Raw genomic sequence first — 12,832 nt, forward strand, 5'->3', positions numbered from 1 at the left:
CTCCGACTCCGCACTCAGCCTTCCCAGGCGCGGGTGATCGCAAGGGCGTCGCGGGTCCCCGCGACGTCGTGCACGCGCACCGCCCAGGCGCCGGCGCGCATGGCGAGCGCACTCGTCACCGCGGTGGCGAGGTCCCGGCGCTCCTCGGAGACGCCGTCACTGCCCGGCGCCGCCGACTGCAGCACGTCGGCGAGGAAGCGCTTGCGCGACGTCCCGACCAGCACGCGGAAGCCGAGGCCCACGATCTCGTCGAGGCCCCGCAGCACATCCCAGTTCTGGCCGCCCGCCTTGGCGAACCCGATACCCGGGTCGACGATCACGCGGGACGGCGCGATGCCGGCGGCCGCCGCCTCCCCGATCCGCTCGCGCAGCTCGCCGGCCACCTCCCGGGCGACACGGCGATAGTCGGCGTTCGCGTACATGTCGGCGGAGAAGCCCCGCCAGTGCCCGATCGCGAAGTCGGCTCCCGACTCCGCCACCGCGGCGCGCATGTCGGGGTCGGCGAGCCCGCCGGAGACGTCGTTGACGATGCGCGCCCCCGCACGGACGGCCGCCGCCGCGGTCGACGCGTTGAGGGTGTCGATGCTGACGACGACGCCGGCCGCCGCGAGCTGCTCGACGACGGGAAGGACGCGGCGCTGCTCCTCCTCCACCCCGACGCGCTCCGCCCCCGGCCGGGTCGACTCTCCCCCGACGTCGAGGACGGACGCCCCTTCGGCTCGCAGGCGAAGGCCGTGGGCGACCGCCCGGTCCGCGTCGAGGTAGCGCCCGCCGTCGCTGAACGAGTCGGGCGTGACGTTGACGATGCCCCAGATCCCGGTCATGCGCGCGACGTCCCGCCCCCTGGCACGGTCATGCCGATCAGGGTCACCAGTTCCGCACGTGCCACCGGATCGGTGTAGACCCCGCGCGCCGCGATGGTCAGCGTCGAGGCCTCGGTCTGCCGTCCACCCCGCATCGTCACGCAGCCGTGGCTGGCATCGAGCACGACGAGCACGCCACGGGCATCGAGGTTCTCGGCGATCGTGTCGGCGATCTGCTCGCCCAGCCGCTCCTGCACCTGCGGCCGCGCGGCGAGGATCTCGACGACGCGCACGAGCGCACCGAGACCGACGACCTGCTCGCCCGGAAGGTAGGCGATGTGCGCATGCCCCGCGAAGGGCAGCAGGTGGTGTTCGCACACCGAGCGGAAGCGGATGTCGCGCAGGAGCACCGCGCCGGAGGGCAGGGTGTCCGGCGCCGGCCCGCGGGTCACGCTGATCGTGTGCGCGAGCGGCTCGGCGGGATCCTCCCCCACCCCGGCGAAGAACTCCGCGTACAGCTCGGCCATCCGGGAGGGAGTCTGCTTGATCCCCGGGCGATCGGGGTCCTCGCCGATCGCCTCCAGGAGTTCCCTGGTGAGCCGTTCGACGCGTCCCTTGTCGACGGTCACGTCACGCCGTCGCGGGACGAGGGCTGCCCGCTCCGGCGGAGCCCTGCTGCGGGCGCGGCGGGGTCGTCGGCGCCTCGACGGAGGCGGCGAGCGAGACGTCCTTCTTCGGGACCTCGATCGGCGGCCGCTCCGAGACCGGGCGGTCCTCACTCGACAGCCACAGCGGACGCTCCGGGAGCTTCTTCACCTCGGTGAAGATCTCGGCGATGCGGTTGTGGTCCAGGGTCTCCTCCTCGAGGAGGGCCAGAGCGAGACGGTCGAGGATGTCGCGGTTCTCGCTGAGCACCGCGTACGCCTCGTTGTGCGCCTGCTCGATGAGCGCCCGCACCTCGGCGTCGACGCGCTCGGCGACCTTCTCCGAGTACTCGCGGCCGCGGCCCATGTCGCGGGCGACGAACATGTCGCCGCCCTCGGTGCCGAGCTTGACGGGGCCGACCTGCGTCGTCATGCCGTATTCGATGACCATCTTGCGAGCGATCGAGGTCGCCTTCTCGATGTCGTTCGAGGCACCAGTGGTCGGGTCGTGGAAGACGATCTCCTCGGCGACGCGGCCGCCCATGGCGTAGGTGAGCTGATCCTGCAGCTCGTTCCGGGTCACGGAGTACTTGTCGTCCAGCGGCAGCACCATCGTGTAGCCGAGCGCCTTGCCGCGGGGCAGGATCGTGATCTTCGTCACGGGATCCGTGTAGTTCATCGCCGCCGCCGCGAGTGCGTGTCCGCCCTCGTGGTACGCCGTGATGAGCTTCTCCTTGTCCTTCATCACGCGCGTGCGACGCTGCGGACCCGCGATCACACGGTCGATGGCCTCGTCGAGGGCGCGGTTGTCGATGAGCTGCGCGTTTGAGCGGGCCGTGAGCAGCGCGGCCTCGTTGAGCACGTTCGCCAGGTCGGCGCCGGTGAAGCCGGGGGTCTTGCGGGCGACGACCTCGAGGTCGACGTTCTTCGACAGCGGCTTGCCCTTGCTGTGCACCTCGAGGATCTTCTGGCGACCCTTGAGGTCGGGGGCGTCGACGCCGATCTGGCGGTCGAAACGTCCGGGGCGCAGGAGCGCGGGGTCGAGGATGTCGGGACGGTTGGTGGCCGCGATCACGATGACGTTCGCGTTCGGGTCGAAGCCGTCCATCTCGACGAGCATCTGGTTCAGCGTCTGCTCGCGCTCGTCGTTTCCGCCGCCCATGCCGGCGCCGCGGTGGCGACCGACGGCGTCGATCTCGTCGATGAAGATGATGGCCGGAGCGTTCTCCTTGGCCTGGCTGAAGAGGTCGCGCACGCGGGAGGCACCGACGCCGACGAACATCTCGACGAAGTCGGAACCGGAGATCGAGTAGAACGGGGCGCCGGCCTCACCGGCGACGGCGCGGGCGAGGAGGGTCTTTCCGGTTCCGGGAGGGCCGTACAGCAGCACGCCCTTCGGGATGCGGGCGCCGATGGCCTGGAACTTCGCCGGATCCTGCAGGAACTCCTTGATCTCGTGGAGTTCCTCGATGGCCTCGTCTGCTCCGGCGACGTCCGCGAAGGTGACCGTCGGGGTCTCCTTGTTGACGAGCTTGGCCTTGGACTTGCCGAACTGCATGACCTTGCCGCCGCCGCCCTGCATGGACGACAGGAGCCACCAGAACAGCAGGCCGAGCAGCACGAGGGGAAGCAGCAGCGAGAGGAAGCCGTCGAACCAGGTCGCGCGCGGCACGGCGTCGTTGAAGCCGTCCTTCGGAGCGGCCGCGTCGATCGCGGAGACCACCTCGTCGGCGCGGGCCTCGACGTAGTAGAACTGGACGTTCTCGGAGCCCTCGAACGGCTTCGACAGCGTCATGTCCACGCGCTGATCGCCATCGGTGGTGACGACCTCGGTCACGGTCTTGCCGGAGAGCAGCTCGAGCCCCTCCTGCGTCGTGATCTGCTTCGGCGCGCCGAGGTTGGAGATCAGCAGGAATCCGCCGAAGAGCAGCACGCCGATCAGAGCGACGTAGATCAGCGGATTGCGGGTGAGCTTCTTCACATCCATGGTCGGATCAGCGTATCGCCTCCGTGCTAGGGGGCCGCTGTGCGTTCACCCACGGCGCAACGCTCCCGCAGCTGTCGAAGCGTGGGTCGCTGAGCCTGTCGAAGCGTGGCTCGCTGAGCCTGCCGAAGCGTGGGTCGCTGAGCCTGCCGAAGCGTGGGTCGCTGAGCCTGCCGAAGCGTGGGTCGCTGAGCCTGTCGAAGCGTCAGCTGTAGACGTGGGGCGCCAGCACGGCGACGTCGCGGAGGTTGCGGTAGCGCTCAGCGTAGTCGAGCCCGTAGCCGACGACGAATTCCACGGGGATGTCGAAGCCGACGTACTTGCAGTCGATCTCGACCTTCGCGGCCTCCGGCTTACGCAGCAGCGCGAGCACCTCGATCGACTCCGCACCGCGGGACCCGAAGTTCTCCAGCAGCCAGCTCAGCGTGAGGCCGGAGTCGATGATGTCCTCGACGATGAGCACGTGCTTGCCGTGCAGGTCGGTGTCGAGGTCCTTCCGGATCTGCACGACACCGCTCGACTTCGTACTGGCGCCGTAGCTCGACACCGCCATCCAGTCCATCGGCGCGTGGAACGGCAGTGCGCGTGCGAAGTCGGCCATGACCATGACCGCGCCCTTCAGCACGCCGACGAGGAGGAGGTCCTTGCCCTCGTAGTCCTTCGCGACCTGCGCCGCGAGCTCTTCGAGCTTGGCGTTGATCTCCTCCTCGGTGACGAGGATCTGTGCAAGGTCGTCCTGGATCTCCGCGGCGCGCATGGATCGATTTTAGGCGACGCGGCGGTGTGCTCCGGTCGCAGGCGCGTACCCTCCCCTGCGCGACGACACCGCACTACTCTGACGGTGACGCGGGCGCACGCCCCGACGGAAGGAGATCCCCATGGCGACTCACGACATCCTCAGCCAGGTGCCCCTCGACGACATCGCGCAGAAGCTCGGAGTGTCGCGTGACGAGGCCAAGGTCGCGGTCGAGCAGGGCGGCGCCGTGCTCCTCGGCGGACTCGCGAAGAACGCGGAGAGCTCGGAAGGATCGGCGGCCATCGAGAAGGCCCTCGGCAAGCACCGCGGCGCGTCGAGCCCGGCGACGGTCGACGACATCGACCAGGAGGACGGCGAGAAGATCGTCTCCCACATCCTCGGCGGGAAGGAGAAGGAGGTCACGAAGGAGCTGACGGAGTCGAGGGCGACCCCGGGCATCGACTTCGGGAAGCTCCTCCCCATCCTCGCGCCGATCGTGATGGGTCTCATCGCCAACGCGACCAAGGACAAGACGGCGAAGGCGGATGCGGGCACGGAGGGCTCCGGCGGGATCGGCGACGTCATCGGCGGCATCCTCGGCGGCGGCGACTCGGGCTCCGGCGGCGGGTTGGGTGACGTGCTGGGTGGCCTCCTCGGCGGCGGCAAGAGCGGCTCCGGCGGCGGCATCGACCTCGGCGGGATCCTCGGCGGCCTCTTCGGCGGCAAGAAGTAGGACGTGACGCCGCTGCGGCCCGCGATTCAGCGGGTCGCAGCGGTGAACACGATCCGGCCGCCCTGGCGCACGGCGGCGCACCCCGGCAGGTCGATCGGCCCTTGACCCGACCAGTCGGTCACGAGTCGGGCGACCTCGATCGTCTGCGCGCGGCTCAGACTCGTCCCGAACTCGCTGTCGACCACGAGACGGATGATGCGGTTGCGCAACGCGGCCGGGTTGGCGGCGAGCGCGGCGACGCTCACGGAGATCCCGGCCTCGGCATGCTCGACGATGTCCTCGATCGTCTCGTGGATCATCTCGTCGAACGCCTCCGCGTCCTCCCGGAGCTGCTCGGCGGTGCGGGCCAGCGCCTCGGCGATGCCCGGGCCGAGCTGGACCTCCAGCACCGGCAGCACGTGCCGACGCACCCGTACCCGCGTGTAGCGGTCGTCGACGTTGTGCGGGTCTTCCCAGGGCTGCAGCTCCGTCGCGGCACAGAAGGCGCGGGTGGTCTCGCGTCGCACCCCGAGCAGAGGACGCAGCCAGCGGAGGCCGTCGTCGTCCTCCCGATCCGGTGCCATGCCCTGCAGGCTCGTCGCCCCGGAGCCGCGGGCGAGTCCGAGGAGGACGGTCTCGGCCTGGTCGTCGAGGGTGTGGCCGAGCAGGACCGCCCGCGCGCCGATGTCACCCGCCGCGTCCCGGAGCACGCGGTAGCGCGCATCCCGCGCGGCCGCTTCCGGACCGCCGTCGCCGTCGACCTCGACACGGACGACGAGCGCCTCGAGCCCGAGTCGTCCGGCGATGCGTCCCGTCTCGGCGGCGACCTCGGCAGACCCTTCCTGCAGACCGTGGTCGACTGTCACCGCGGTCGCACGCACCCCGCGTTTCGCGGCCTCGAACGCGGTCGCCGCCGCCAGTGCGAGTGAGTCGGCACCGCCCGACAGCGCGACGACGATGGTCGATCCCTCGGGCAGATCGGCGAGCGCGGTGCGCACGGCGAGGCGAATCTCGGCGACGGCAGGAGCGAGGGAGGGCATCCCTCCACGCTAGGGCACGGCCTCGGCCGTCACGGTCGGATCCGCGGCCCCCGAGTAGGCTGGTCGGCGGCATCCAACCGATCTTCCTGAGGAGCACACGCATGGGCGCACACGACGCCGTCATCGAGATCCCGCGCGGCAGCCGCGTGAAGTATGAGGTCGACCACGAGACCGGGCGAGTGCACCTCGACCGCGTGCTCTACACGACCTTCGGCTACCCGGCCGACTACGGCTACTTCGACAACACGCTCGGCGAGGACGGCGACCCGCTCGACGTGCTGGTGCTCCTCGACCACGCGATCTACCCGGGCGTCGTCGTCGAGGTCCGCCCCGTCGCCGTGCTCAAGATGAGCGACGAGGCCGGTGGCGACGACAAGCTCGTCGCCGTGCTCTCCAAGGACCCGCGCTGGGCCCACATCCAGGACATCGACGACATCGCCGAGTACACGAAGAAGGAGATCGCACACTTCTTCGAGCACTACAAGGACCTCGAGCCCAACAAGTGGGTCAAGGTCGACGAGTGGGGCAACGCCGCCGAGGCGCAGCGCATCCTCGACGAGGCCATCGTCCGCTTCGGCGAGCAGGGTCACTGACCCCAGATCGCCGACCTCACCTGGGTCCCTGACCTCATGGGTGACTGACCTTCACTGGGGCGCTGACCTCATATGGGTCGCTGAGCCTGTCGAAGCGAAGACCCCCGGACGCCATGCATCCGGGGGTCTTCCGCTGTCCAACCGTCCGTCAGACGGAGATGCCCTTGCCCGCCATGAAGTCGATGGGGTTCGTGTAGCGGCCGTTGATGTAGACCTCGAAGTGCAGGTGGCAGCCGAAGGAGCCGCCGGTGTTGCCCGCATAGGCGATGACCTGGCCGGCGCGCACCCACTGGCCGTTCCGGACCGCGAAGCCGCCGGGCTTGATATGCGCGTATCCGGTGGCGATGCCGCCGCCGTGCTGGATCCGGACGTAGTTGCCGTACCCGCCGTTGTAGAAGGCCGCGTCCACCGTGCCCGAGTGCGCCGCGTAGATCGCCGCGCCGCAGCCGTTGGCGAGGTCGACGCCGTAGTGCCAGCTCGACGAGCAGCCGTTGGCGTTGCACTGCTGCGAGCGGGGGCCGTAGCCGGAGCTGCGGTAGCCGCCGTGCGGACGCACCCAGCCGCCGCTCCCCGGCGTCCCGCCGCCGCCGCTGTTGCCGCCGGCGTTCGCGGCGGCCTCGGCGGCTTCCCGGCGCTTGCGCTCCTTCTCGCGCTCCTCGACGCCCTTCTGGTAGCCGGCGACGGTGGTCGCGGTGGTGTCCTTCAGCGCGGCGAGCTGCGCCTGCATGGTGGCGAGGTTCGAGGACTGCTCGTCGAGCGCGGCCTGCGCGGCGTCGGCGGCCTGCTGCGCCGCGACCATCTTCTCTTCGGCGATCTTCTGCAGGCGGTCGCGCTCGTCACGGGCGACGACGGCCTGATCGCTGAGGGATTGTGCGGAGTTCCGCGCGGCGACCGCGTCGTTGTAGACGGTCTTGTTGTACTCGAGGAGCTTGTCCATCGAGCCGAGGCGGGCGAGGAGCTCGTCAGCGTTGGCGGCGGAATCCGCGAAGAACAGCTCCAGCGAGGTGTCGTCACCGCCGTTGCGGTAGAGCTGAGCGGCGACCTGACCGGCCTTGCGGGCGGACTCGTCGGCGACGGCGGCCTGCGCGTCGGCCTTCTCCTGCAGGGAGTCGGCCTCCGCGATCGCGGCGAAGTAGGCCTGCTGCGCGTTGTAGAACTCGGTCGAGGCGACCTCGGCGGCGGCCTGCGTCTCGGAGACCTTCTGCGTGAGCGACTGGATCAGCCCCTCGATGCGCTTCACCTCTGCGGCTTTGGAGGCCTCGTTCTGCTTGGCCTTCTGCACGTCGTCCCAGCTCGGATACGACGCGGCGTGCGCGGCCGTGACACCGGACGAGATGCCGAACGCGCTGAGGGCGACGACGCTGAGCGCGCCGAGTCCGAGAGCGCCGCGGCGGCTGATCCCGTCTCGGAAGAGGGTACGGCGCTCCGCCGGGGTGGGCGCACACCCGCAGTCCGCGGATGCCGCGAGTGCCGCATCCTGCGTGGTCTTCTCGTTCACACGGCCCCTTCCGCCGGTTTCACAGATGCCACAGTAACAACAACTTTCACACCAGCACCAGACTCCTGGAACGGCGCGAACGGCATCCCCGGCCCCTCCATCGTCCCGCTCGAACACGCCCGGGGGAAGCGGGTTCCGGCCTCGATTCGCGATTTGCCCGAATGATCCCTTATGCTTGAGCGTCGGCAAGGAAGTCCCCCGGGACTGACTCGGCCCCATCGTTTAGCGGCCTAGGACGCCGCCCTTTCACGGCGGTAGCACGGGTTCGAATCCCGTTGGGGTCACTCCATCCGATACAATTGAAAACACCAGTATGGCCCTGTAGCGCAGTTGGTTAGCGTGCCGCCCTGTCACGGCGGAGGTCGCGGGTTCAAGTCCCGTCAGGGTCGCTCCGTGCGACGAGCTCTTTCTTCGGAGAGGGCTCTTCGTCTAGGACGCGGCAGCATCATCGCCGCGCGGCTCTGTAGCTCAGTTGGTAGAGCGTTCGACTGAAAATCGAAAGGTCACCGGATCGATGCCGGTCGGAGCCACACGGCTGATCATTACAATCAGCCCAGAAACCCTCGCCTAGCTTCTACATGGCGGGGGTTTTGCTTTGCCAGCGCTGAAGCTCGATGAGCCCGACACCTCATGCCGCTCCGGGACTCTATGCCATCTACGGCGAAGACCAGGGGTGGCAGGATCTCCTGCTCGAGCCGTCGTCGGATGCGCCGCTCTACGTCGGCAAGGCCGAGAAGAGCCTGGCGTTCCGTGATCTGAACGCTCACTTCCTCACGAACCCGAGGTCCGCACCCCGCGCCGGCGGGTCGACCGTCAGGCGCTCCTTCGCCGCTCTCCTGCGCCAGACGCTCGATCTTCACGCCGTGCCCCGCAGCCTCGCCCGCCCGAACGCTTCGCCAACTACGCCCTCGACGATGGCGATAAGGTCATGAGGCGCCGAGACTTCTCCACCTATTGGCCTTCGGCCACAGATCCTCGATTCCGGATGGTGAGCATCTCGCGACACCGCTTCGAGGCGCATCCTTGACCTGCTCGGGCCAAAGCACGACGTAGCGGGGGCCGCGCATCACGGTGCCACGAGCTGACGAGGCGTCTGCCGAATAACTCCCCCCTCGGCGGGCGCCTCGTCCGAGGGGCGGCATGGTGTGGCGACCCACCGCACCCACCACGAACAACCGCCCACGGCATCGTCGCCCGGAACGGTCCTGTCGTTCCAGCTCGCGCCTCAGATCCTCGCGAGGATGTCCGCCTTCTTCGCTGCGAACTCCTCCTCGGTCAGCACGCCGGCATCCCGCAGCGCTGCGAGCTGCTGCAGCTGCGCGGTGAGATCCGGCGCAGCGGCGGCCGGCGCGGGAGCGGCAGGCGCCGCCGCCTGAACGACCACAGGGGACGAGGCCCTCGCCTCCTGCTCCTGCATCGCGCCGAGGATCGCGGAGCGGAACTGCGCCGCCTCGTCCCTGCTGACTCGGAAGGTGATCGTGTTCACCGCGGCACCGGCAGATGTCTGCACGTCGACGGCATAGTACTTCAGCCCGTCCTTGCGGCTGGTGACGTTCGTGACGTGCTTGAGCAGGACCATGTCGTGCTCGTCCTTGCCGCCCTTCACGCCGGTGGCCAGCAGCGAGACGCCACCGGTCAGCACTCCGGCGGTGATCTTCCCGCCGGAGACTCCGCGCGGGCGCTCCCACTCGAGCCGGTCCGCCCAGAGCCGCACATTCGCATTCCGGCCGTCGATGTGGCTCTCCAGCTCGATGATCGGCCGCGGCTCTGCGGTCGTCGTCATCGCAGGCTCAGCCGGGGTCACGGGCGCCGCCGTCGACGCACCAGGAACCGCGGCGCGCGCCTTGTCCATGCCTGCCTGAGCCGCCTGAGAGGCGGCATCCTTCACCTTGTCGAACAGGCCCATATCTTCTCCTTAGTGGGGTCCATCTCAGCTGAGAGTAGCGGAGGCCATCCGTGTGCTCGCGTTCGTCTGTAAGCGGACAGCACCCGATAGGCTCACGGTGACCCGGCGGTGAGCCGTCCTCCCGGGATCTGGGAGGGAGCCCCCGATGACGAACGCTAATGCGCGCCCTACAGCTGCCGCTGACACGGTGAAGTACCAAACCACGAGCGTTCAGACTGTACGTGGCACCGAGAAGCTGATGATCGCCAAATGGGAGAAGGACGGCTGGGAGCTCGTCGCCCAGACCACCGGCAAGCTGCGCACCGAGCTCGCCTTCCGACGACCCAAGCCTCCGTTCCAGTGGAAACCGCTCGCGATCGTCGGCGGCATGCTCGTGATCCTCGGCCTCTTAATCGGGATCATGGCTGCCGTTACCAGTGGCGACAAGGGTGACAACCCGTCGCCGGCGGACACCCCCACCTCTGAGGCTATTGCGCCGCAAGGCGAACCTTCGGCGGAGTCCGAGGAACCTATCGCGACGACCCCCGCCGAGGAGGCTCCGCTGACGGTCGAGAACAACGCCGACCTCGCGGCTCTGCTCACGGGCCCCCAGGACGGTCCGACCGTCGATGCCTTCGCCACGCAGTACGCCGGCCAGCTGATCGAGTTCGACGGCGCCATCGGGGCGACGAACCCGCACGAGAGCTACACGACCCGCTACGACATCCTCATCGTGAGCGGCGACTACAGCGAGACTCACTCGAACGGCGGCCCGAGCTTCCAGTTCCGCGACGTCAACATCACGAACGACTTGCACCTGATGGGAGAGGTCCCCGACACGATCGGCGTCGGCACCAACGTGCACGTGATCGCTCGGGTCGGATCGTTCAATGACCTGCTGTTCCAGCTGGAGCCGGTTGAGACCCGCGTGCGCTGACGAGCTGCAGCAATTCAGACGTTCTTCGTGGGTCGCTGCATGGGAGACGACACGGTCTCGCCCTCACCGAGCGTGGTCGATATGGACGATTTGAACGAATTGAGCGATAATAGCCGTATGACCACCACAGCCGCACGCCCGAAGGACCCGCTTGTCGTCGATCCGCCCCAGGATCTCAGCGAGATGCTCGAACTCGCCCGATTCCTGGAGAACCACGCTGCGCCGGCGATGCTGCTTGGTCCCGATGGCGAGCAGATCCCGCTTCCTATGGCGGCGTACGACGTACTCCGTCAAGTCGTCTCGGCAATGGAACGGGGCGAAGCCGTCAGCGTCGAACCCATCGATCGTCAGCTGACCACCCAGCAGGCGGCATCTCTGCTCGGTGTCAGTCGGAGCACCCTGCTCCGGCTGCTCGACGAGGACGAGCTCCCCTTCGAGCGGCTCGGAGAGTCCAGGCATCGCAGGCTTCGACTGCACGATGTGCTCGCATACCGCGACCGCAAGCGCGCTGATCGCCGTACCCGCCTCGATGAGCTCACCCGGCAGGCTGACGAGGACGGGCTGCTCGACGTCGACGCGGACGCGTACCGGGAGGCACTGACCGCGGCTCGGAAGCAGTCGTAGCGGTGGCGCGGTTCGCGGCGTTCCTCGATGCGTGCGTGATCGTGCCGCTCGCTCCATGCGACACGATGCTCCGCATGGCCGATGCCGGGGCGTTCCGCCCGCTCTGGTCGCAGAAGGTTCTCGACGAAGCGCTCAGCGCCCTCGAACTCATCCACCCGGATGTCAATCCGAGCAGGTTCCGTAGCCGGTTTCGATCGATGAACGATGCCTTCGACGACGCTCTCGTCGAAGGCTGGGAGCCGCTCACCGCAGGCATCGCGCTGCCCGACCCCGATGATGCCCACGTCGTCGCAGCAGCACTGCTCGGGCGGGCAGATGTCATCGTCACCGAGAATACGAAGCACTTCCCGGACTCGGCGCTCGCGCCGTTGGGGCTTGAAGCGATCCGAACCGACGAGTTCCTCCTGGACCAGTTCGATCTCTCGCCGGCCGCCGCATGCCGAATCGTGACCGAGCAGTCTGCCGCAATGCGGCGGCCGCCGGTGGAGATCAGCCAGCTGCTTGATCGGCTCGCTCGCAGCGGCGCGCGGAACTTCGCGCAGCGGGTCGCTACCGAGCTGCATGGCGACCCCTAAGAGAGGTCGCCATGAGCGGCGTTAAACGGCGGGACCAGGATCGGCACGTGGGTACCTGCGAGCGGGCGACAAGCACAGCGCGCTTCGCGAGTTCATCCAGCTGAGCGACAACCTCAACGCCGAGCACGGCCTCGTACGCGGGGTTCTCGGCCTCGCGGAACCCGAGCCGACCGGTGACCGCGTCTGGGATGCCGCCCTGGCAGCGCTCGTGGATCTTCGCCTCAGCGAGGAGGGGCTCCCCACCCCGGCGTGGGTCGACGGCCCGAACAGGAGGGTCCAGGTACCCCGAACCCTGGACGTCGATCCGGCGGATCCGATCCCGGCGCCCGACGACGTGCCCACGGAGTTCCTCGACCGTGGTGTCCTTGTCTGGCAAGACGCGCTGACGAGCGTCTGAGACCTCGATGCCGTTATCAGCGAGGGTCGAGCGCCGGCTGGTTCAACTTCGCTGTGGAGCACGCGGATTCCGTGCCGACGTTCGGGCGTCGAACTGTCGAGTGGGAGACGATCTACGACCGAGATGACGTCATCATCCAGGTCGCCTCGAAGGGCGCGCTTCTCGCCATGAAGCTCCGCGCCAACCGACCAGGACGCGACGTGGACGACATTCGTCAGTTGCTCACCCTCTGCGGCATCACCACGTTGGAGGCGGCGGAGGCTCACTACGAGGACTTCTACCCGGGCGACGGTCTCAGCGATCGCGCTATCAGCATGGTCGAGCGGATCCTCGATGGCGGCCTGCCGACAGCCGTCCCCTCCCCCGGCCCAGTCCATCTCTGACCCCTGAGGAGGATCGCCCCT

General features: G+C 68.5%; 15 protein-coding genes and 3 tRNA genes. 11 read left to right on the forward strand and 7 right to left on the reverse strand.

The genetic code is table 11. The features are described from left to right. Nucleotides 1-14 precede the first annotated feature (14 nt). From folP to hpt, 4 genes are all read right to left on the reverse strand, one after another. Nucleotides 15-824, reverse strand: a complete 810-nt coding sequence (gene folP, locus ACIGJI_RS07410; RefSeq protein ID WP_259953601.1) for a dihydropteroate synthase — start codon at nucleotides 822-824, stop codon at nucleotides 15-17. Then, nucleotides 821-1,432 carry a GTP cyclohydrolase I gene (folE, locus tag ACIGJI_RS07415; RefSeq protein WP_187663215.1) on the reverse strand — a complete coding sequence of 204 codons (612 nt, stop codon included), beginning with the start codon at nucleotides 1,430-1,432 and terminating at the stop codon, nucleotides 821-823. Before folE ends, folP begins: the two co-directional genes overlap by 4 nt. Nucleotide 1,433: 1 nt before the next feature. Next, complete coding sequence (gene ftsH / locus ACIGJI_RS07420) at nucleotides 1,434-3,434, reverse strand: ATP-dependent zinc metalloprotease FtsH (RefSeq protein WP_187663214.1); 2,001 nt, start codon at nucleotides 3,432-3,434, stop codon at nucleotides 1,434-1,436. Between the two features lie 202 nt (nucleotides 3,435-3,636). Further along, nucleotides 3,637-4,188, reverse strand: coding sequence for a hypoxanthine phosphoribosyltransferase (gene hpt / locus ACIGJI_RS07425; RefSeq protein WP_187663213.1), 552 nt, complete (start codon nucleotides 4,186-4,188; stop codon nucleotides 3,637-3,639). Nucleotides 4,189-4,309: 121 nt separating this feature from the next. On the opposite strand from hpt, the gene ACIGJI_RS07430 reads away from it, so the two are divergent. Next, nucleotides 4,310-4,900 carry a DUF937 domain-containing protein gene (locus tag ACIGJI_RS07430; protein WP_363444728.1) on the forward strand — a complete coding sequence of 197 codons (591 nt, stop codon included), beginning with the start codon at nucleotides 4,310-4,312 and terminating at the stop codon, nucleotides 4,898-4,900. Nucleotides 4,901-4,926: 26 nt separating this feature from the next. On the opposite strand, the gene tilS is transcribed toward ACIGJI_RS07430, so the two are convergent. After that, nucleotides 4,927-5,919 carry a tRNA lysidine(34) synthetase TilS gene (tilS, locus tag ACIGJI_RS07435; RefSeq protein ID WP_363444730.1) on the reverse strand — a complete coding sequence of 331 codons (993 nt, stop codon included), beginning with the start codon at nucleotides 5,917-5,919 and terminating at the stop codon, nucleotides 4,927-4,929. A gap of 101 nt (nucleotides 5,920-6,020) precedes the next feature. Here tilS and ACIGJI_RS07440 point away from each other — a divergent pair, with 101 nt between their 5' ends. Then, complete coding sequence (locus ACIGJI_RS07440) at nucleotides 6,021-6,512, forward strand: inorganic diphosphatase (protein ID WP_017204665.1); 492 nt, start codon at nucleotides 6,021-6,023, stop codon at nucleotides 6,510-6,512. A 148-nt stretch (nucleotides 6,513-6,660) separates the two neighbouring features. On the opposite strand, the gene ACIGJI_RS07445 is transcribed toward ACIGJI_RS07440, so the two are convergent. Further along, entirely contained in the window at nucleotides 6,661-8,010 is a 1,350-nt protein-coding gene (locus tag ACIGJI_RS07445; RefSeq protein WP_315638139.1) for a peptidoglycan DD-metalloendopeptidase family protein, read from the reverse strand. Between the two features lie 211 nt (nucleotides 8,011-8,221). Between ACIGJI_RS07445 and ACIGJI_RS07450 the strand changes: the two genes are divergently transcribed. The 4 genes from ACIGJI_RS07450 to ACIGJI_RS07465 all read left to right on the forward strand — a co-directional run bounded on the left by ACIGJI_RS07450 (nucleotide 8,222) and on the right by ACIGJI_RS07465 (nucleotide 8,942). After that, nucleotides 8,222-8,294, forward strand: a tRNA-Glu gene (locus ACIGJI_RS07450). Between the two features lie 31 nt (nucleotides 8,295-8,325). Next, nucleotides 8,326-8,399 (forward strand) — tRNA-Asp (locus tag ACIGJI_RS07455). Nucleotides 8,400-8,467: 68 nt separating this feature from the next. Next, nucleotides 8,468-8,540 (forward strand) — tRNA-Phe (locus tag ACIGJI_RS07460). A gap of 84 nt (nucleotides 8,541-8,624) precedes the next feature. Then, nucleotides 8,625-8,942 carry a GIY-YIG nuclease family protein gene (locus ACIGJI_RS07465; protein ID WP_363444732.1) on the forward strand — a complete coding sequence of 106 codons (318 nt, stop codon included), beginning with the start codon at nucleotides 8,625-8,627 and terminating at the stop codon, nucleotides 8,940-8,942. A gap of 293 nt (nucleotides 8,943-9,235) precedes the next feature. Here ACIGJI_RS07465 and ACIGJI_RS07470 read toward each other — a convergent pair whose 3' ends face one another. After that, nucleotides 9,236-9,916 carry an SHOCT domain-containing protein gene (locus ACIGJI_RS07470; RefSeq protein WP_363444734.1) on the reverse strand — a complete coding sequence of 227 codons (681 nt, stop codon included), beginning with the start codon at nucleotides 9,914-9,916 and terminating at the stop codon, nucleotides 9,236-9,238. Nucleotides 9,917-10,154: 238 nt separating this feature from the next. On the opposite strand from ACIGJI_RS07470, the gene ACIGJI_RS07475 reads away from it, so the two are divergent. From ACIGJI_RS07475 to ACIGJI_RS07495, 5 genes are all read left to right on the forward strand, one after another. After that, nucleotides 10,155-10,832, forward strand: a complete 678-nt coding sequence (locus ACIGJI_RS07475) for a DUF4839 domain-containing protein (protein WP_363444736.1) — start codon at nucleotides 10,155-10,157, stop codon at nucleotides 10,830-10,832. A 117-nt stretch (nucleotides 10,833-10,949) separates the two neighbouring features. Further along, entirely contained in the window at nucleotides 10,950-11,456 is a 507-nt protein-coding gene (locus tag ACIGJI_RS07480; RefSeq protein WP_363444738.1) for an excisionase family DNA-binding protein, read from the forward strand. Nucleotides 11,457-11,458: 2 nt separating this feature from the next. Next, nucleotides 11,459-12,031 carry a PIN domain-containing protein gene (locus ACIGJI_RS07485; RefSeq protein ID WP_363444740.1) on the forward strand — a complete coding sequence of 191 codons (573 nt, stop codon included), beginning with the start codon at nucleotides 11,459-11,461 and terminating at the stop codon, nucleotides 12,029-12,031. 208 nt (nucleotides 12,032-12,239) lie between these two features. Further along, nucleotides 12,240-12,428, forward strand: a complete 189-nt coding sequence (locus tag ACIGJI_RS07490) for a hypothetical protein (RefSeq protein ID WP_363444742.1) — start codon at nucleotides 12,240-12,242, stop codon at nucleotides 12,426-12,428. Nucleotides 12,429-12,481: 53 nt separating this feature from the next. After that, entirely contained in the window at nucleotides 12,482-12,811 is a 330-nt protein-coding gene (locus tag ACIGJI_RS07495) for a hypothetical protein (RefSeq protein WP_363444744.1), read from the forward strand. Nucleotides 12,812-12,832: the final 21 nt, after the last annotated feature.

It is taken from the genome of Microbacterium sp. NPDC064978 (assembly GCF_044543605.1).
In the GTDB taxonomy this organism is placed as follows: domain Bacteria; phylum Actinomycetota; class Actinomycetes; order Actinomycetales; family Microbacteriaceae; genus Microbacterium; species Microbacterium meiriae.